Raw genomic sequence first — 20,115 nt, forward strand, 5'->3', positions numbered from 1 at the left:
CATGAGAAACTTAGAGAATGAAAGCACAGATTGTGCTGAAAAAAAATTGGACTTAATAAGGGATATTTTACAATTAGATTGCGAGGTAATCAATGATTATTCTACACTGAGTCCACTTGTGAACTTGAAACTTTCAGCAGAACAAACCGGATGTATGAACGAGGGAGCAAATAGAATACTGAAGGAAACTCTTGAAGACTTTAAAATTGAAACCGGATCTTTCAAAAACCTTCCCATAAAATATAAATATATACACTTTATTTTTGTGGATAAAACCTCTTTGATGAGATTCCCCACTATTCAACCGGGAAGTCATAAGCATAATTTATACTATATAATTGTTGTGTGTGATCATGAAGACCTGAATGTTTTTGATTTCATCACTTACGATGCTTATTTAGTAGATAGTGCCGGAATGGCTAAAACAATAGAACTGCCAAAGGAAATTTATGCTGAAATGAGAAAAGAGTTTTTGGGAGGAGTTGGAAAGGCTATTAGAGAAAACTCTACTTACAATGCAATTACAGAATATATATCTTTTTCTAATGTTATGTTTGAAACCTTTAGAAATGATTTGTCCGGAAACTTTAAGGAGGTGAATGTGAGGTTAATTGCAATACATAAAAATTGTGATATTAACAGTCAAAATGTTGCAGTATCAAGAGTTTTAAATGATAATAAAAAACAAAGCAGATTATCATTAGCATTTCAAAAGGAAGATCAAGGATTCTATGATATAGGTAATATGCAACCGTAATGTACTCTGATTTCCAATTAGCATATTTGATTATTCTTTTTCTTGTTGCTTCTTTTTCGTTGATCCTATGTATAAGGAATGGAAAGAAGCAACAGGAATTTTTGTGTCTCTACCTCGGATTGACTTTTATTCTTGAATTTTTAATGTACATTGTCCAGATATATTTTAAGACCACCGCGAACTTTGGTTTCTTATACAATGCTTATATTCTATTTTGTACATTATTTTTCCTCATTTATTTTAATCGGGGACAGGATATCGTCCTGGTTAAAATCAATAATGTAATTTTCTTTCTTTTTCTCATTATCTATCTTGGTTTCATTTTAAAAAATTATAAAGAAGTCAATCAGACTATAGGTATAGCTTTTTCGTTAGTATACATACTCTACAGTCTGATTTGGTTCTATGGAAAATTAAAGCGTCCAAATACCAAGAGCATCATGCAGGATCCAAAGTTCTGGATTTCCTGTGGTTTATTATTTTGGGGAGTATTTTTTGTTTTAAGAATTATACCGCGGTACGTTTTTGATAAAATTGATGATAAAGTATTAATTGCGTCACAGTCATTTTTTTTCATTGTTAATATCATTTTTTATTTCCTTTTTTTAATTTCTTTATCCAAATACACAAAAAAACATAATGACTTCTCTTAATGAACTAAAATTAACCTATGCAATCATTACAGTTGTTATGCTGTTCTTTGTGGTATTTATCATCTTTGTAGTATTAATGTACAATAGGAAGCAGCTTTTGTTTGTAAAAGAAAAACAACTTAAAGAAGCAGAATACCAAAATCAATTGTTACAAAAAGAGCTCGAAAAACAAAAACTGATTGAGCAGGAGCGGGAACGGATCTCACATGATATGCACGATGATCTGGGAGCGGGAATTTCAGCTCTTAAACTTCAGGCAGAATTTTTAAAACAAAAAGCAGAGAATAGTGATCTAACAAATGATATTGACGAGCTGCTAAAAACATCTGAAGAAATGAATATTTCGATGAGGGAAATGCTTTGGAATTTGAATACAGGAAACGATACGATTGGAAGCTTTACAAGTTACTCAAAAATGTATACTGAAAGCTTCCTGAAAAAAACATCCATCAATTTTATTGTGACAGATCGGGGGATCATTCAGAATATGCCGGTTTCCGCTGAAATTAGAAGAAATATGTTTTTGTGCTTAAAAGAATCATTGAATAATGCCTATAAACATAGCAAGGCAAATAAAATATCAATTTCGTTTTCACAAAGGGATCGTGAATTTAGTATGGAGATTTCGGATGATGGAATAGGGATGATTGAAGGAAAAAATGAAGGGAATGGTCTTCGAAATATGAAACGCAGGATGAAGGAACTAAATGGAGAATTTGAAATTGTTTCCAAAGAAGATGGAACTGCTGTGATTTTTACAATAGAGATCTAACCATCATGCGAATTACATAATCACCCTTTTGTGTAATTGACTTTAATCTCTTTTAGTGAGAAATTTGATAGAGTAAAATTCACCATCATGAAAACTACAATTAACAACAGTTTTGAAGATTTCAAACAGACACTAAGCAACAACAATAAACTACAGCAGGAATTTAGGGATAATCCTATTCAGGCTGTCAATAGTATTGAAGTAAAAAATCCCAAAGAAACCGATACCTGGATATATAGAATTATCGTCCTGATGTTTGGGCTTGCGATTATTGGTATCATAACAGGATTGATTATATTATCCTTGCACAAGGAAATTACTTTAAACGAGCAGTTAATTACCATTTTTACTGCTATTTCATCAGGAGCGATTGGAGCCCTGGCAGGACTTTTAGCTCCTTCACCTAACAAATAACCTAAAAAACTATAATCATGACTAAAATTATCACAAACTACCTCTTAGATTGGAACATTAAATCCAGAAGCGGAAAGATCATCTTAAAGTTTAAAGATGCAGGATCTGAAGAAATCATGGAGGATTTAGATTACGAAACTTTCAGTGCATTAGCACATGTACTTGGAAAAGGCAAAGCCAAATATGACCCAACTGATAACTCAATTTATAATGTAATGTGATGAAAAATATATTTTTAACATTGGGAACAGTTCTTTTGTTCACTTCTTGCAGTAACCTGCATAAGGCAACATTGGAAGAACTGAAAAGTACAACCTCAAACTATCAGATGTCGTATGATGCCATGCGAAGAGGAGCCATAGTAAGCATTAGACCAGATGGAAAAATCAACAAAATATTATCGGAGGTGCAACCAGATGCTGCCATTGCCAGAACCACAGATATAACAAGTACGCTCATGGGTAAGCTGAAGTCGGGGGATAGTGTTTCTGCTGAACAAATGACTAAAATTACAGAAAGCCTTTCCAGACTTGGTGAAAGGACTGCTCCGGTTAATATGCTTAGAGATGCATTATACAGATTGGAAGAACACTGTATTAATTTTGAAGAGCAATGCAAAGGAGAGCTCTATTGGACTAGTTTTAATAATATTGTTAATAATATCACTGAACTTCAGGGCAAAATTTCAGAAACGGCAAAAGAGGAAGCTAATAAAGCAAAAGCCCAGGCTGAAGAAGAAAAAGCTAAAACTTTAAGAACATTAACGCCGGAAGAACGAAAAAAATATGATTTGACACCGTGAAATAACCAACAAAAATCAGTTGCTATGTCATGCATTTTTAAATTCTCCAAATTACCCTGAAAATTTTGGAGAATTTTATGTTTTTATTACCAAATATTAAAGTCCAGTTTTTTCATACCACTGTTTTTTTCATTAAATTTGTAACTCAAGTATATTAATTAATAATAAACAACTGGAAGCATTTTGCAGATAGTATAAACAGAAAAATTATGAGTTACATTTCTTACATTGAAGCGAGACAAATTTTGGATTCAAGAGGGAATCCTACAATAGAAGTTGATGTATTCACGGAGAATGGTGCAATGGGGCGTGCTGCGGTACCTTCAGGAGCTTCTACGGGAGAGCATGAAGCCGTTGAATTACGTGACGGAGGTTCAGAATATTTGGGGAAAGGTGTCCTTAAAGCCGTTGAGAATGTAAGAGAAGTTATTGCTCCAGAATTAGTAGGGCTTCCGGTTTATGACCAAAACCTTTTAGATCAGATCATGATCGACCTTGATGGGACTAAGAATAAAGGAAATCTTGGAGCAAATGCTATTCTTGGAGTTTCATTAGCAGCAGCAAAAGCAGCAGCAACAGAGTTAAGAATGCCATTATATAAATATGTAGGAGGAGTAAATGCAAATACACTTCCTGTACCTATGATGAACGTAATCAATGGAGGATCACACTCAGATGCGCCAATTGCTTTCCAGGAATTTATGATCATGCCTGTAAAAGCAGATTCATTTTCCCATGCATTGAGAAAGGGGACTGAAATTTTCCACAGCTTAAAATCTATTCTTCATTCAAGAGGTTTATCTACAGCGGTGGGTGACGAAGGAGGTTTTGCTCCAACGTTTACAGGAACGGAAGATGCTTTGGATACATTACTTCAGGCTATTGAGAAAGCAGGTTACAAACCTGGAGATGATATTATGCTGGCGCTGGACTGTGCTGCATCAGAATTCTATAAAGATGGAATTTACGATTACAGAAAATTCCAGACGGCTGACGCTGCTCAGTTCACAAGCAGTGAGCAGGTTTCTTATCTTGCTGAATTAGCAGCTAAATACCCTATTATCTCTATCGAGGATGGTATGCAGGAAAATGACTGGGAAGGTTGGAAAATGTTAACGGATAAAATCGGAGACAGAGTTCAGCTTGTAGGAGATGACTTATTCGTAACCAATGTTGAGAGACTTGCAAGAGGTGTTAAAGAAGGTATTGCCAATTCAATCCTTGTAAAAGTAAACCAGATAGGTTCTCTATCTGAAACGATGGCTGCTGTACAAATGGCTCAGCACAACAAATTTACTTCAGTAATGTCTCACAGATCAGGAGAAACAGAAGATTCTACTATTGCTGATTTAGCAGTAGCTATGAACTGCGGGCAGATCAAAACAGGATCAGCTTCAAGATCAGACAGAATGGCTAAATACAACCAGTTATTGAGAATAGAAGAAGCTCTTGGAGAAACAGCTATTTTCCCAGGATTGGAAGCATTTAAAATTAAAAGATAATTGAAAATATAAATAACGGCGAACGATAATTTGTTTGCTGTTTTTTTATGGAATTTTAGTAAATTTAAAAAAAATAAATAAATAATGTCAGACAACAAAGTTATATTGAATTACGACGGTAATTCATATGAATATCCTATCGTGGATAGTACTATCGGAGACAGAGGGATAGATATTTCAAAACTAAGAGACCAGACGGGTCTTATTACCCTGGATTTAGGGTATAAAAACACCGGAGCTACCATTAGTGATATTACTTACTTGGACGGAGATAAAGGAGAATTATTCTACAGAGGTTATCCAATCGAGCAGATTGCTGAAAAATCTAACTTTACGGAGGTAATGTATCTTTTATTACACGGTGAATTACCTACTCAGGATCAGTACAGTTCTTTCGAAAACAATATCAAAAAATATAACTTCATCGCAGACGAAATGAAAAAGATCATTGATGTTTTTCCTCGTTCTGCTCACCCTATGGGAGTATTATCTTCCCTGACTTCTGCATTAACCGCTTTTAATCCAAAAGCTGTTAACGTAAATTCTAAAGAAGAAATGGACCATGCTGCTGAATTGATGATTGCTAAATTCTCTCATCTTTGTGCATGGACTTACAGAAAAACTCAAGGTTTACCATTAAACCATGGAGATAACAATCTTAACTATGTTGAGAATTTCTATAAAATGGCTTTCAGATTACCAAATGCTGATTTCGAAATCGATCCGGTAGTTGTAGGTGCATTGGATAAGTTATTAATTCTTCACGCTGACCACGAGCAAAACTGTTCTACATCTACTGTAAGAATGGTAGGTTCTGCTCATACAGGTCTTTTTGCTTCTATCTCTGCTGGGGTATCTGCACTTTGGGGGCCTCTTCACGGTGGCGCTAACCAGGCAGTAATTGAAATGCTTGAATTAATTGAAAAAGATGGAGGAGATGTTTCTAAATATGTTGCAAAAGCAAAAGATAAGAACGATAACTTCCGTTTGATGGGATTCGGACACAGAGTTTACAAAAACTTCGACCCAAGAGCTAAAATCATTAAGAAAGCTGCTGATGATATTCTTAGTGCATTAGGAATCCAGGATAAAGCTCTAGATATTGCAATGCAATTAGAAAGAGTAGCTCTTGAGGATGAATACTTCATTGAAAGAAAATTATATCCAAACGTAGATTTCTATTCAGGAATTATTTACAGAGCGTTAGGAATTCCTACAGAAATGTTCACTGTAATGTTTGCATTAGGAAGACTTCCGGGATGGATTTCTCAGTGGAAAGAAATGAGATTAAAAGGAGATCCTATCGGAAGACCAAGACAGGTATATCAAGGAGCTCAGCAAAGAGACTATATCGATATGGTAAACAGATAATATCTGCTTCAACAATAAAAAAATCCCAAAGTGAGCTTTGGGATTTTTTGTTTCTTATCATATTCTTTGTAGGGTGTAGGAGGAAGAATTATAATAAAAAAATGATGGGATTTTAAAAATCGGATGTTGAAATTTCTTATTTTTACTTGGTGTAAAAAACTAATATACAATGACTTTCGGGCAACAATTGTTATTCTTCTTTAGTGCTGTAGGAGCTTTTAACGGGCTTTTGCTTGGGATTTACCTTTTGTTTGTTAAAAAGCTGAAGTACCTTCCTGATTTCTTTCTAGGCCTGATTTTATTAACTTTAAGCATAAGAGTCGGCATATCTGTATGCATCTATTTTTATCCGGACTTACCCAGGATTATTCCTCATCTTGGATTGTCTGCATTGTTTTTTACCGGACCTGCGATATATTATTATATCCGATCATCTTTTTTAAAAGAACAGTTTATCCTTAAAAATTGCAGAAAGTCATTTGGTATCTTGACATTAATTTTGGGTACTGTAGGTCTTTTATACCTTTTTTTTCCGGTAACGTGGGATAGTTATTTCGGTACTTTTATTTATTCAGTATGGACAATATTTGTATTCATGTCGGTGTATGAGTATTATAACAGGACTATAAAACAATCACAAAAGCCGGATAAATTCATACTACCGGTTCTTATTAGTAATCTGATTATATTCTTAACATATCAGCTTATTTCTACAGGCTGGGTTCAGATCTATTGTGCAGGTGGGAGTTTAGTGTTTTCATTTGTTCTGTATGCGAATTTTCTCATTTTGTTTAATAAAAAGTACCATACTACCGAAATAAAGGAGCCTGGCAGGTATTCTAATAAGAAAATATCGAACGAGCAGGTAGACAGCTTTGTTTCAAAACTCGAGAAATTAATGGAAGTCGAAGAACTGCACAAAAATCCTAATTTGAAATTAAATGATCTGGCAATAAAAATGGGGATATCCTCTCACCAGCTTTCTCAGTTGCTTAATGATAATCTGGGAAAAAGTTTTTCAACTTACATTAATGAGTACAGGATTCACGAAGCCTGTGTGATCATTGAAAACGGTTCATTTCTAAAAATTGAAGAAATCGGATACGAAGTAGGATTTAATTCTAAATCGACATTCTTTTCGACATTCAAGAAAATAAAAAATACTACACCTCTTTTATACAGACATTCGCAAACGCCATCTGTAAGCGAACTTCAGAGTTCAAATTTATAATTTCGTACTTCGGAATTTAAACTTTAAAACCTCCTTTGTATTTCCGAATCCTACTTTTGGTTTCATAAAATTTAAAATTTATGAACCTAAGATTGTGGACGCTGATCATGGTATTGTTTCTGTCATATTTTGCTAAAGCCCAAAAGAATATTCAAGGGAAAATTGTGGATTCTGAGACAAAGGCTAACCTTTCGGACGTTAATCTTTCATTTTTCAATGGACTCACTTCCCAACTTATTGAGAAAAAAACGACAGATTCTCTAGGCCGTTTTAGTTTTAAAGGTTTCCCGGAAGGACTTTATGTAATAGTAGAAAAAAGAGGATATCAAACAAAACGGTTGGATACATTCAGGGAAATTTCTGTCATTGAAATGATTCCATCCGGAAAAACTATTGAAGAAATTGTCTTACAATCACCAACCCGTAATGTAAAATTGAATGATGGAAATACGGTAATGAATATAGCCGGGAATAAGGATTTTAAAACGGCAACTCACATGCTGGATGTACTGAGGAAAACACCTGGAGTGACGGTGGATCAGGAAGACGGGATATTTATCGGTGGAAGAATAGCTCCTGCAATTTTCATTGATGGAAAGCCTGTAGTGATGAGTATTCAGGAAACTCGAGCTTATCTGCGGTCCTTATCTCCTGAAATGGTTGAATCTATTGAAATAAATACCAATCCGTCATCTAAGTATGATGCTGAGTTCAAAGGTATCATTGATATCAGACTTAAAAGAAATGCGAATCTGGGCTGGAAAGGAAATTATAATGGAAATATTTCAGTTAATAAGTTCAATTACCGGGAAAACTCTTTGACGTTATCTTATAACACTGAAAAGATAGCATATCAAATGCAGGTGGGTTATAATGAGGGAGTTTCAACTTATCGTTACAATGCGCTGCAACGACTTGCTAACACAAATGTTATGAGAACTGAAACCTATCAAAAAGATGCGGGGAAGGTAACCTCTGTTCTTACTGGCATTGATTACCGGATAAATAGTAAGAATCGACTACGGTTTACACTGAGAGGGAATTTTAGAAATAATAACAGGACACGAACAGGATCATTGTATACTACCAATGAAGATGAAACGCAGTTAATTTTTAATACTGAAAGCAATAATCCCACAGAATACGGTCAGGAGAATTATGGAATATCGACAGATTATTCATGGAGGGGCAAAAACTTTGAAGTGAATTTCTTAGGAAATTATCTACTGGTTAACAACAAGCAAAAAGATGATTTTATTAATAAGAAGCGACCTGATTATGCGTTATTATCATATTGGAAATCCGATTTATCAAATAGGATAAAAATTTATACTGCTCAACTTGATGTTCGTCAAAAAGTGAAAAATACTAATTTTGAAGCCGGAATAAAATATGGCAATACAGAAACCAGCAACAACATCAGGTATGATACATTGGCGTTAAATAATCAGTTTGTTCCGGATCCTACGCGTAGTAATATGTTTTCATACAAGGAAGAGGTATTTGCAGGATATGTAGCTTTCAGCCGGAAACTTAACAAACTTCAAATCAATGGGGGAATAAGATTTGAAAACACAAAAAGTATTTCCGATGCAATCAGTTCCGATTCTGTGGTAGCAAGAAATTATGTTGAGTGGTTGCCATCCTTTGGAATAAATTACGCCTTTAACAAATCTAATGAGATTTCTGTTTCATACAGCAGGAAAATTACACGACCGATTTTTTCACAGCTCAATCCTTTTAGGTTTTACTTCAGCCCATTGAACTATTGGATTGGAAATCCTTATTTGCAACCTTCATTTACCAGTCAGATCAAGGCAACTTATCGTTATAAAAATTGGGTGACAGATTTAACGATAGGAAAAGAAACGGATGTTATGGTCCGATATCCGAGATATGATCCCAAAACAAATGTTTTAGAATATTTAGGGACGAACTTACCTTATCGGAATTTTGCTATTCTGGAAATGAGCTTTCCTATAAAAATTACAAAGTGGTGGAATATCAATACGCAGATTACAGGATATTATAATTACGAATTCCGGCCTTATTTTAATGAGGTGTTTGCTTTTTCAATTTACAATTATGAGCTGAGATTTAATCAGGTATTTTCACTACCTAAGGGCTACACTGTAAATCTTTTTACAAACTATGAATCTAAAACGGGAAATAGCCTGTATATCATTAAGCCCATGTATACGGTCGATCTTTCAATACAAAAAACATGGTTTGACAATAAGCTGAATACAAAGATCAGTTATAATAATATGTTTGACTCATATGATCAACGTCTGGTATTCAGGCATAAGCAAATCATAGATAACCAATTTACCCATTGGTGGGACAGCCGGAGATTTCTGGTTGCGGTAAGTTACAATTTCGGAAGCTCAAAATATCAGGGAAAGGAAATACAGAAAACTGACGAGGAGAATAGATCAAGATAAAATAAAACCTGCTACAAGAAATAGCAGGTTTTTGTTTTTTTTAATTATGGACATACACAATTACCACATGTCCAGATTCTGCAGCTTCCGTCATCATTCCATTCACAGCAGTATCTCGGCTTCGTTGGGCCAGCACCTCCAATAATTGATTTCTGTTGATCTCTTCCTAATTTTTGTGCATTTTTTAGCACTGAAATGTTCTTGTTCATGATTTTGATTTTTTGATGTTGATGATTTAGTTTTAATTTTACATAAAATTATATCACTAATATAGGAGTTTTATTTGTAATATTTACTATTATTTTTCAACAAATGTAGATGATAAACAGTTGTTTATAGATTTTTTTAAAGTTTAACGGGTCTCAGAAATGAATGAGTAGCATTATTCTATTGTAACCAAGAATAAATTCTTAGAGAAACTAATTCAAAAGTTTTCCAGCTAGGGACCTTTACTTATATTTGTACATTGCATAAATCTTTATGAAACTAAATATTAAAAACGAAACGGGGAGGTTAAAATCAGTTGTTCTGGGCCAACCTAATTCTCTGGGACCGGTTCCCACCCTTGAGGAAAGCTATGATGCCAAGTCATACTACTCAATCGAACACAACATATATCCTAAAGAATCGGATATTATTGATGAAATGAATGCTTTTGAAGCAGTACTGAAAAAATACGATGTGGAAGTTTTGCGTCCGAGCATTATCAAAGATTACAATCAGGTTTTTGCAAGAGATGTTGCTTTTGTAATTGATGATAAGATGATTATTTCCAATGTAATTGCTGACAGGGCAGATGAGCAGGAAGCTTACAAAAAAGTTTTTGAGAAAGTGGCCTGGAGAAAAATTATTAATCTCCCGGAAACGGCTCATATTGAAGGTGGAGATGTTATTGTCTGGGATGATTTCCTGTTCATAGGAACTTGCTTTAGCGAAGATTACAGAAATTACAAAACAGCGAGAACCAACGAATACGCCATAGAGATCCTAAAAGAATACTTTCCTAAAAAGAGGATCATAGACCTGGAATTAAAAAAGAATGATAAAATTCCTTTCGAGGGTATCCTTCATCTGGATTGTACATTTAATCCTGTTGGAAAAGATAAATGCCTTATCTATAAGAATGGTTTTGTGGACGAAAGCGATTATCGTTTGATTGTTGATATTTTCGGGGAGGAAAATTGTTTCCATTTGACAGATGAAGAGATGTTTGAAATGTTTCCCAATATCTTTTCTATATCTCCTGAAATAGTGGTTTCAGATCAAACATTTACAAGAATGAACAACCATCTGAGAAATGAATGGGGAATGACCGTAGAAGAGATTCCATACCGTGAAATTTCCAAAATGGGCGGACTTTTACGCTGCTCTACAATGCCATTAGTGAGAGAATAATAAAGTAAGAGTGTGAGAGAGTAAAGAGTTTTAATAGCCCAATCTTTCAATTTTTAAATTAAAAAACAATGCAAACTACAGATACAGTATTAATGATTGAACCGATTGCTTTCGGTTATAATGCGGAGACCGCAGAAAATAATTACTTTCAGGTTGAACAGAAAGATTCGGATGTTCAGGCTAAAGCATTAGGAGAATTCAATATTTTTGTTGAGAAACTAAGGAATAAAGGAATCAATGTAATCACAATCAAAGATACATTGGATCCTCATACTCCGGATTCTATTTTTCCGAATAACTGGGTAAGCTTCCATAATGATGGTAAAGTAGTTTTATACCCTATGTTTGCTTCAAACAGAAGAGTTGAAAGAAGAGAAGATATCCTGGAAACAATAAAAAGTAAAGGTTTTGAAATAACGGAAGTAGATGATTGGTCACTTCCTGAAATCCAGGGACACTTTTTAGAGGGAACCGGAAGCATGATCTTTGACCATGACAATAAAATCGCTTATGGTTCTGTTTCTTTAAGATTGGATGAAAAATTATTCAGAGATTTTTGCGAAAAATATGGTTTCGAGCCTATTGTTTTTCATTCTTTTCAGACCGTAGGTTCAGAGAGACTTCCTATTTACCATACCAATGTTATGATGTGTGTAGCTGACAAATTTGTTGTCATTTGCCTGGACTGTATAGATAGCGAGCTTGAAAGAAGCAAGGTTATTGAAACCATCAAAAATTCAGGAAAAGAAATTATTGAGATTTCAGAAGAACAGATGCAGCAATTTGCGGGGAATATGCTTCAGGTCCAGAATAAGGAGGGTCAGAAATTTCTAGTAATGAGCCAGACTGCATATGAATCTTTAACATCAGATCAAGTATCAGCCATTGAAAAATATTGTGAAATTATCTATTCAGATCTAAATACAATAGAAGTAAATGGTGGTGGAAGTGCACGTTGTATGCTGGCGGAAGTTTTTTTACCCAAAAAAACAATATAAAATAAACCAAAAAATATTACATATTATCTTCCGGCCTGATTTCTATGCCGGAAGATTTTATTTAAAAATGAGTAGACTTGAAGATATTGATACTTTTAATTTATAAGTAAACCGAAAAAAGTTAAGTAAATTTGGATCTTACATAAAAATTATGAAGATGCAGAAGTACTTTTTTATGATGCTTGTTTTGTTGGGAACAAGTTTGAAAGCCCAGCAAAAAACATTTTGTAATCCCATTAATATTGACTACGGATATACGCCCTTTGAATCTTTTTCTCAACAGGGAAAACACCGGGCGACTGCTGATCCTGTTATCGTAAACTTTAAAAACAAACTTTTTTTGTTTTCCACAAACCAGGAAGGTTATTGGTATAGTGATGATATGCTTGACTGGAAATTTGTACAAAGAAAATTTTTACGGGATAAGAAATATATTCATGATCTAAATGCACCTGCAGTTTGGGCCATGAAAGATACTTTATATGTTTTCGGCTCGACCTGGGAACAGGACTTTCCGATCTGGAAAAGTACAAATCCTACGAAAGATGATTGGGAAATTGCTGTAGATACTTTAAAAGTCGGAGCCTGGGATCCTGCCTTTCATTATGACGAAGACAAAAATAAACTCTACCTGTATTGGGGTTCAAGTAATGAATGGCCCTTGCTTGGAACAGAAGTAAAAGTAAAGACATTACAATCTGAAGGGTTTGTAAAACCTATATTGAGATTAAAGCCGGAGGATCATGGCTGGGAACGTTTTGGAGAATATAATGATAACGTATTTTTACAACCTTTTGTTGAGGGTGCATGGATGACGAAACATAATAACAAATATTATATGCAGTACGGAGCTCCCGCTACTGAATTCAGTGGATATTCTGATGGAGTGTATGTGAGTAAAAACCCTTTAGAAGGTTTCGAATATCAACAGCATAATCCCTTTTCATACAAACCAGGTGGTTTTGCCAGAGGTGCCGGACATGGAGCAACCTTCGAAGACAATTATAAAAACTGGTGGCATGTTTCAACAATTTTTATTTCCACAAAAAATAATTTTGAGAGAAGACTGGGGATCTGGCCTGCAGGTTTCGATAAAGATGATGTAATGTATTGTAATACATCCTATGGAGATTACCCTACTTATCTTCCACAATATGCTCAGGGAAAAGATTTCTCCAAAGATCTTTTTGCAGGTTGGATGCTGTTGAATTATAATAAGCCTGTCCAGGTTTCTTCGACCTTAGGAGGATATCATTCAAACTACGCTGTTGATGAAGATATAAAGACCTATTGGAGTGCTAAAACAGGTAATTCTGGTGAGTGGTTTCAGACGGATCTTGGCGAAGTTTCCACGATCAATGCAATTCAGATCAATTATGCTGATCAGGACGTGGAATTCTTAGGGAAGACTTTAGGGAAAATGCATCAATACAAAATCTATGGATCCAATGATGGGAAAAAATGGACTGTTATTGTGGATAAAAGTAAAAACACAAAGGATGTTCCTCACGATTATGTGGAGCTGGAAAAACCGGCAAAAGCAAGATTCCTTAAAATGGAAAACCTTAAAATGCCTACCGGAAAATTTGCATTAAGTGGTTTCAGGGTATTTGGAAAAGGAGCGGGACAAAAACCTCCAAAAGTTCAGAACTTTGTTCCTTTGCGTGCTGATGCAAAGAAATATGGAGAAAGAAGAAGTATCTGGATGAAATGGCAGCAAAACCAGGATGCCGATGGGTATGTAATATATTGGGGTAAGTCGCCGGATAAATTATACGGAAGCATCATGGTATATGGAAAGAATGAGTATTTCTTTACTGGAGCAGACAGAACGGATGCGTATTATTTTCAGATAGAAGCTTTCAACGCTAATGGAATCTCAGAAAGAACAGAAGTAATGAAATCAGAATAAAAAATAAGCGCTTTGGATTTTTCAAAGCGCTTATTTTTTATCAGCTTGCTTTAAAAATTGATCAATCTTTGTAATAAGAAAAGTACTGTTATATTCTTTATCCCAATCAAGGTGTCCGCCATTAAATTCAAAAGATTCGTGAAAAATATTATTCTTATTTAAAACAGAATCAAGAATTTTTTTTTGAGATACGGGGATAACCTGATCATTCTTTCCGTAATAAGATAAAGTAGGAGCTGAGGTTCTTGTAATCCAGTTAACGGGGCTCGCAAACTGTACTGTTGAGATACCAGAAGGGATCACTTTTGTATCAATCAGATGCTTTTCAACAAATGAGTAATCAAAATACCCTTTAAAACCTGCATCTGCCAGGTCTGTAGGGCCTACAATGTTAATAACTGCTTTTATCCTCTTGTTTTTATTAAATTTATAAGCATATATCATTGATAAATGAGCTCCTGCACTATTTCCAAGAAGAATAAAACGTGGTTTGTATTTAAGTGTTTTTTCCAAATGGGATAAAACACGATCAATATCATTGGTTTGATTCGGAATTCCAAACTGTGAAACTGAAGCTAATCTGTAGTTCATATTAACGAAAATGGAATTCTGGAACTTTTGCATCAGGGATAGAGTAAAGAATGTTAATTGAGATTTATTTCCACTACGCCAGCCTCCACCATGTATAATTAAAAAGACATCAGTTTTTGAATTGTAATGAGGTGGGAAATATAAATCCATTTTTTGGTCCGGACTCTCACCGTAGGAAATATTTTCCTCACTTTTAAAACATATCTTATTACCAAGACTGACTGTCTTCTTTTTGCAACTTATGCTACACAGGATTAATAATAAACTACAAAAGGATATCAGATTTTTCATATGCTCTAAGATAAAAAACTCACTGAGAAATCAGTGAGTTTGGCAAAAATAATTGATATGAAGAATGAATGTTTTTATCGGGTTCTGTTTTTAATATCATCTGAGGCGCTTTCAATATCCCTTACCTTTTTTATTTTTTGATTTCCGAAATTGTAAGTGATGCTTAAAGTCATTCCTCTTCTGTACTGATCGTTTCTGATGTAATTGTAATTTCCGTTTGGCTGATAATCTTCTATTTCTACGATATTGGTTCTTAGAACATCATTCACATTAAGAGCAAAGGTCCAGTCGTTCCAGTTTTTCTTTATACTTAAATCAAGACTCATCAGGTTTTTCAGCATTCCAAGCTCTATTTGTTGTTTGTCAATAAAGAAATAATTAACTCCTAAAAACCAGGTTTTTTTCTTATCTAGACGAATGGTGTTATTACTCGTGATTACAATGCTTGTCGATTTTACAGTATTAGTATAAACCAATGGCTTTCCGTCCTTATCAACAAAAGTGTCTCCTGTAGTTGGATCTTCAGCCAAAGAACCATTGTTGATATTGTGCTGAACACCGGTATTAAAATTCAGGGTCAAGTATTGTTTAAAGAAATTTTTCTGAATTCCTACCATGGCAGACATTTCCTGCTTGTCTCCAAAATTTGTTCTGATGTAACGCAGTACATTTTGAGTGCCTATTTTTCCATCCGCAGATTTTATAAAGCCTTGTAAAGGAACCTGTGTGATCTGATCTTTAAAATAAGAGTGGTTTAAAATCAGGAAATAAGAGTTTTTATACATGTAGGTCAATTCCTGATTGTATGTTGATGAAGCTTTTACAAAGGGATTGTTTTGTGTGTAGTTAAACTCTGTAATGTAATTTCTTATCGGGTTTAATTCCCAGAAGCTTGGTCTTCTCATTCTGCTTGAAAATGAATAGGAAATATTATTCTTATCATTGATAGCATAATTGAAGCTGAGGTACGGCAGGAAATTATTATAATTTCTCTCAATTCTCTGATGTTTTTGGCTTTCAATTATATTGGTAGGACTATCCGCTGTTCCCAGGCTGTTTGTAATTTCATATCGGGCACCCACCTTTCCTGAAAATTTATCTGAAAACTTTTTTTCAAGAGTGAGATACACTCCATAGATATTTTCATCATATATAAAATGGTTGAAATCCGGTGCTGGCTGTGGATTATTGTTATAATTACCATCCTTATCTATAAACTGATATGTAAAGTTCTTTGTATCATTATCAGTTTTGGTTTTATTGAAATTTCCACCTAAAGAGAGGGTAAAGTCATTCTTAAATTTCTGAATATAATCTACTGTACCTGAAAAATTCTTAATGACCTGCGGAGTATTTTGTGTGATTGTTTTTCCTGGTCTGGAATAACCGTTACCATTTTCATCCGGAATCATGGTGTTATTTTTTGAAAACTGAAACCTTTTGTAAATAAGATATGCAGCATTTGCATTAAATTTACTTCCAAGGGAGTCCAGTTTTAGCTCATAGTTTAAATTCACAGAGTTATTGTAGTTTCTGGAATCTTCTCTGTTTTTAGTCCATGTATGCGTTGTTTCTACCACACCCAACGAGTTTGGCTGCGTTAAGGTATTAAATAAATCGATCGTGGAGTTGTAACTTCTGTTAGCCCAGGAATTCCATGATAATGCCAGATTACTTTTTTCGGTCAGTTGATAATCAATATTCAGATAGCCACCAATATTTTTATTTGGATCATCAATATCTCCTACCGATTCATTTTTTAGCTGATCTGTACCATTTCGCAGAATATAAGATTGAGGTTGAATATTTTCTCCCCCGTTGAGATTAGCACTGATTCCTAATTTATCTTTTCTGTAATTAGCAGAAAAACTGGCTGAGCTTGCATTGTATTTATTTTGGCTATTGGACATTCTCATATTCCCATTCAATCCGTCGCTCATTTTTTTCTTTAAAACGATATTGATGATTCCATCAGAAGACTCTACCTGGTATTCACTTCCGGGAACCGTAATGACTTCAATTTTCTGGATATTTTCTGCAGGAGTATTTTTAAGGAACTGCACCAGAGACTCAGAGTCCATATTGGTTTTTCGTCCGTTGATATAGATCAGTACATTATTCTTTCCTGCTATTTTTAATGTTTTATCATCTGTAGTTGATAGCAGTGGTGTTTGCTTCAAAAGATCAAATGTTGTATTTCCTTTAGCAACTGGTGAAGCAGCTACATCATATACAAAGCGGTCGCTCTGCTTTTTAAAAATCTGTTTTGTTAGAGTAACTCCTTCGATATTTTTGGTTTTTACCGAATCTGATTTTTTTTCCTGGGCGAGTGCTAATCCGCTGAAAAATAAGGCTGCGATGAGTAGTGGCGTTTTCATGAAATTTATTTTTTTGTGCAGCTTTGGACTCTTATGTATTTGATCTAAAGCTGTAATAGGTTAGTTAATTAAGTTCTCGATTTTACAGCATCATTTGCTGATTTTATTTCCCTTGCTTTTTGCAGTTTCTGGTTTCCGAAGTTATAAGTGACCCCGATATTCAATATTCTTGGATAACCAAAATTGGTCACATTATTATAGCTGCCATTAGGCTGGACACCATTGATTTTATTGAAGTTTTGGTTAAACACATCATATAATTCTGCTACAAAAGTCCAGTTACCCATGATCTTTTTGACACTCAGGTCAAGACTCTGTCTGATACCCATTTCTCCGATTTCCATTTTACTTTTGCTTGCAAAGAAATAATTGATTCCCAGGAACCAGTCTTTTTTGGCAGATAAGCGGATGGTATTATTAAACTGTGCTGAAAAATTGAAATTTTTCACATCAACGATATACGGGGCAAGAACTTCTGTTTGTCCTGGTATTTGAACAGATGTCGGATCTTCACTTACTGTCCCTGAATACATTACATAAGCTAAATTAACTGAGTAATTGGTTGTCCAGATTTCTTTGATCCATGATTTATTCATTCCCAGAGTAAGACCCAGCTGTTTGTTATTACCATAATTCGTTCTGATATATCTTAGAAATTTAGTCGTAACCATTTTAGGATTTCCATTTTCATCCAGAATGATCTGACCATTTTTGTCCTTTTCCGGTTTGGTGACTGTTCCTTGTAATGGCACCTGATTAGAAGCATCCTCTACATAGTTAAAGCTTAAATTTGCGTAAAATGCATTCTTAAACATATAGTTAATTTCCTGATTGTAATGTTTAGAAGCTAATACAAAAGGATTATTCTGAGTATAATTATCCGGTGTAAAGTAAGTTCTTGATGGATTCAGTTCCCAGAATCTTGGTCTTCTGATCCGGCTTGAGAAAGTGTAGCTTATGTTATTATCTTCATTAATTGCATAGTTGATATTAACATACGGCAACAGGTTGTTATAATTTCTGTCGAAGCTGGTTTTTCCCAGAATCTCTCCGCTGCTTTTAGTCATTTCATAACGGGTTCCTATTTTACCGGACAATTTTTCGTTTAATTTCCTTTCATAAGTGATGTATGCTCCTAAGATGTTTTCCTTATAAATAAAATAATTTGTTTGATCGTAGTCATTTACAAAACCATTAGCAGTATAAATATCCTGTCTTGTATCGTTATCTGTTTTCGTATTGTTATAGCTTACTCCCATCAACCATGAATCTCCAGATTTTGTTTTTTTAAGGTAGTCGATATTAGCAGCATAATTATTGATGATTTGGGGAACCCATTGTTTAAACGCTCCATATTTGTTATCCTTGTCAGTTACAAATGGAAAGGTTTCGTTAATACTGTATTTATCCCTGTTGAACCACAAATATGAAATATTGGAAGTTAGTTTACTACCTAATGTATCCGTTTTTATTTCATAATTTAAATTGAAAGAATGGTTTCTTCTTTGTGCGTCTTCATCATTTACGGTTCTGTTTTTTAAAACTCCGTTCTGAATATTTGTGATATCTAAGATTGAGTTAAAGCTCTTATTATACCTCATATTATAAGTGAAGCTGAGGTTCTGTTTTTTATCGATTTCATAATCAATATTTACGCTTCCTCCAAAATTTTTGTTTGGATCATCATTAAATCCAAAAGATTCATTTTTAAATGTGGAATCTCCGTTTGACAACCTGTATTTTTCTCTTTCTGTCCAGCTTCCTGTATTGAAATTGGTGTTTACAGCAAATTTATTCTGTCTGAAATTAAAAGAAACTCCGGCTGAAGGATTGTTATAATAACTTTGTTCATTTTGCATTTTCAAAGTTCCATTATAACCATTATTCCTCTTCTTTTTCATCACAATATTGATAACTCCCTCGTTGGATTCAACCTGAAATTCACTGCCAGGGACTGTAATTACCTCAATTTTCTGAATATCCTCTGAAGGCGTATTTTTTAGCATTTCAATTAATGATTCAGAATCCATGTTGGTCTTTTTATTATTGATGTAGATAACAACCTCTGACTTTCCCATAATTTTTAACGATTTTCCGTCAATGCTGGAAATCATAGGAGTTTGTTTTAGCAGATTGAAAGAGTTTGTTCCTTTCGCAATAGGGGATGATGCAACATCATAAATAAAACGGTCGCTTTGTTTTCTGAAGACCTGTTTCTTTAAAGTTATACCCTCTATATTTTTAGTTTTTAAAGTATCAGATTTTTGTTGGGCAAAAATAAATCCGCTGAAAAATAAAGCTGAAATGAGAAGTGGCGTTTTCATGATTTTATTTTTAGTTTGTTAATAGCTTGTATTTGTTATTATTTAACATTACAAAGATATATAATAAATTTAGTATTATGCAATACAAAGTACTTAAAATGTTTTTGACTTATTATTAACTTATTGATTTTCAGGATGTAAATTTTAAATTAAAAATTTTACAGATTAAGATGTTTCAATTATTTAGACAACTTAAGTTCTAAAGTTGTTACATCATAATCGGCAATTAGGAAAAATTAACATAAAAGAGACTTAAAAAAGTTTCTGTCTCAGTTATATT

Annotated in this window: 16 protein-coding genes; 12 read left to right on the forward strand and 4 right to left on the reverse strand. The window is 34.2% G+C overall.

Translation table 11 applies throughout. From position 1 onward, the window contains the following. Position 1 precedes the first annotated feature (1 nt). From AC0INN_RS13270 to AC0INN_RS13310, 9 genes are all read left to right on the forward strand, one after another. Complete coding sequence (locus AC0INN_RS13270) at positions 2-757, forward strand: hypothetical protein (RefSeq protein WP_273650550.1); 756 nt, start codon at positions 2-4, stop codon at positions 755-757. Positions 758-1,396: 639 nt separating this feature from the next. Further along, entirely contained in the window at positions 1,397-2,182 is a 786-nt protein-coding gene (locus tag AC0INN_RS13275; RefSeq protein ID WP_273650551.1) for a sensor histidine kinase, read from the forward strand. An 87-nt stretch (positions 2,183-2,269) separates the two neighbouring features. Beyond that, entirely contained in the window at positions 2,270-2,596 is a 327-nt protein-coding gene (locus tag AC0INN_RS13280) for a hypothetical protein (protein WP_273650552.1), read from the forward strand. 17 nt (positions 2,597-2,613) lie between these two features. Continuing rightward, positions 2,614-2,817, forward strand: coding sequence for a hypothetical protein (locus AC0INN_RS13285; protein WP_172284491.1), 204 nt, complete (start codon positions 2,614-2,616; stop codon positions 2,815-2,817). Then, a complete protein-coding gene (locus AC0INN_RS13290) occupies positions 2,817-3,398 on the forward strand; it encodes a hypothetical protein (protein ID WP_172284490.1) in 582 nt (193 codons plus the stop codon). Before AC0INN_RS13285 ends, AC0INN_RS13290 begins: the two co-directional genes overlap by 1 nt. Before the next feature lie 209 nt (positions 3,399-3,607). After that, a complete protein-coding gene (eno, locus tag AC0INN_RS13295) occupies positions 3,608-4,900 on the forward strand; it encodes a phosphopyruvate hydratase (protein ID WP_172284488.1) in 1,293 nt (430 codons plus the stop codon). 84 nt (positions 4,901-4,984) lie between these two features. Further along, positions 4,985-6,271 (forward strand): citrate synthase, encoded by a 1,287-nt coding sequence (locus tag AC0INN_RS13300; protein ID WP_172284486.1) that lies wholly within the window; start codon positions 4,985-4,987, stop codon positions 6,269-6,271. Between the two features lie 169 nt (positions 6,272-6,440). Beyond that, positions 6,441-7,502, forward strand: a complete 1,062-nt coding sequence (locus AC0INN_RS13305) for a helix-turn-helix domain-containing protein (protein ID WP_172284476.1) — start codon at positions 6,441-6,443, stop codon at positions 7,500-7,502. A gap of 80 nt (positions 7,503-7,582) precedes the next feature. Then, entirely contained in the window at positions 7,583-9,946 is a 2,364-nt protein-coding gene (locus AC0INN_RS13310) for an outer membrane beta-barrel protein (RefSeq protein ID WP_273650553.1), read from the forward strand. Between the two features lie 44 nt (positions 9,947-9,990). Here the strand turns inward: AC0INN_RS13310 and AC0INN_RS13315 are convergent, their stop codons facing one another. Next, positions 9,991-10,155, reverse strand: a complete 165-nt coding sequence (locus AC0INN_RS13315) for a hypothetical protein (protein WP_172284474.1) — start codon at positions 10,153-10,155, stop codon at positions 9,991-9,993. 271 nt (positions 10,156-10,426) lie between these two features. Between AC0INN_RS13315 and AC0INN_RS13320 the strand changes: the two genes are divergently transcribed. The 3 genes from AC0INN_RS13320 to AC0INN_RS13330 all read left to right on the forward strand — a co-directional run bounded on the left by AC0INN_RS13320 (position 10,427) and on the right by AC0INN_RS13330 (position 14,251). Beyond that, a complete protein-coding gene (locus AC0INN_RS13320) occupies positions 10,427-11,341 on the forward strand; it encodes a dimethylarginine dimethylaminohydrolase family protein (protein WP_172284472.1) in 915 nt (304 codons plus the stop codon). Positions 11,342-11,409: 68 nt separating this feature from the next. Beyond that, complete coding sequence (gene ctlX, locus AC0INN_RS13325) at positions 11,410-12,339, forward strand: citrulline utilization hydrolase CtlX (RefSeq protein WP_273650554.1); 930 nt, start codon at positions 11,410-11,412, stop codon at positions 12,337-12,339. Positions 12,340-12,496: 157 nt separating this feature from the next. Beyond that, complete coding sequence (locus tag AC0INN_RS13330) at positions 12,497-14,251, forward strand: discoidin domain-containing protein (protein WP_273650555.1); 1,755 nt, start codon at positions 12,497-12,499, stop codon at positions 14,249-14,251. Positions 14,252-14,281: 30 nt separating this feature from the next. On the opposite strand, the gene AC0INN_RS13335 is transcribed toward AC0INN_RS13330, so the two are convergent. The 3 genes from AC0INN_RS13335 to AC0INN_RS13345 form a co-directional block, all read right to left on the reverse strand. Further along, on the reverse strand, positions 14,282-14,992 hold the full coding sequence (locus AC0INN_RS13335) for an alpha/beta hydrolase (protein ID WP_273650556.1): 711 nt from the start codon (positions 14,990-14,992) through the stop codon (positions 14,282-14,284). A gap of 215 nt (positions 14,993-15,207) precedes the next feature. Then, on the reverse strand, positions 15,208-17,511 hold the full coding sequence (locus AC0INN_RS13340) for a TonB-dependent receptor domain-containing protein (RefSeq protein WP_273650557.1): 2,304 nt from the start codon (positions 17,509-17,511) through the stop codon (positions 15,208-15,210). 68 nt (positions 17,512-17,579) lie between these two features. Then, positions 17,580-19,835, reverse strand: a complete 2,256-nt coding sequence (locus tag AC0INN_RS13345) for an outer membrane beta-barrel family protein (protein ID WP_273650558.1) — start codon at positions 19,833-19,835, stop codon at positions 17,580-17,582. Between the last annotated feature and the right edge of the window lie 280 nt (positions 19,836-20,115).

It is taken from the genome of Chryseobacterium subflavum, from assembly GCF_055762745.1.

Bases quoted from the DNA above. Each gene is read 5' to 3' on its own strand.
- AC0INN_RS13300 (WP_172284486.1), top strand. From the start codon at position 4,985: ATGTCAGACAACAAAGTTATATTGAATTACGACGGTAATTCATATGAA.
- AC0INN_RS13335 (WP_273650556.1), bottom strand. From the start codon at position 14,992: ATGGATTTATATTTCCCACCTCATTACAATTCAAAAACTGATGTCTTT.
- AC0INN_RS13315 (WP_172284474.1), bottom strand. From the start codon at position 10,155: ATGAACAAGAACATTTCAGTGCTAAAAAATGCACAAAAATTAGGAAGA.
- AC0INN_RS13340 (WP_273650557.1), bottom strand. From the start codon at position 17,511: ATGAAAACGCCACTACTCATCGCAGCCTTATTTTTCAGCGGATTAGCA.
- AC0INN_RS13345 (WP_273650558.1), bottom strand. From the start codon at position 19,835: ATGAAAACGCCACTTCTCATTTCAGCTTTATTTTTCAGCGGATTTATT.
- AC0INN_RS13330 (WP_273650555.1), top strand. From the start codon at position 12,497: ATGCAGAAGTACTTTTTTATGATGCTTGTTTTGTTGGGAACAAGTTTG.
- AC0INN_RS13305 (WP_172284476.1), top strand. From the start codon at position 6,441: ATGACTTTCGGGCAACAATTGTTATTCTTCTTTAGTGCTGTAGGAGCT.
- eno (WP_172284488.1), top strand. From the start codon at position 3,608: ATGAGTTACATTTCTTACATTGAAGCGAGACAAATTTTGGATTCAAGA.
- ctlX (WP_273650554.1), top strand. From the start codon at position 11,410: ATGCAAACTACAGATACAGTATTAATGATTGAACCGATTGCTTTCGGT.
- AC0INN_RS13290 (WP_172284490.1), top strand. From the start codon at position 2,817: ATGAAAAATATATTTTTAACATTGGGAACAGTTCTTTTGTTCACTTCT.
- AC0INN_RS13285 (WP_172284491.1), top strand. From the start codon at position 2,614: ATGACTAAAATTATCACAAACTACCTCTTAGATTGGAACATTAAATCC.
- AC0INN_RS13280 (WP_273650552.1), top strand. From the start codon at position 2,270: ATGAAAACTACAATTAACAACAGTTTTGAAGATTTCAAACAGACACTA.
- AC0INN_RS13275 (WP_273650551.1), top strand. From the start codon at position 1,397: ATGACTTCTCTTAATGAACTAAAATTAACCTATGCAATCATTACAGTT.
- AC0INN_RS13270 (WP_273650550.1), top strand. From the start codon at position 2: ATGAGAAACTTAGAGAATGAAAGCACAGATTGTGCTGAAAAAAAATTG.
- AC0INN_RS13310 (WP_273650553.1), top strand. From the start codon at position 7,583: ATGAACCTAAGATTGTGGACGCTGATCATGGTATTGTTTCTGTCATAT.
- AC0INN_RS13320 (WP_172284472.1), top strand. From the start codon at position 10,427: ATGAAACTAAATATTAAAAACGAAACGGGGAGGTTAAAATCAGTTGTT.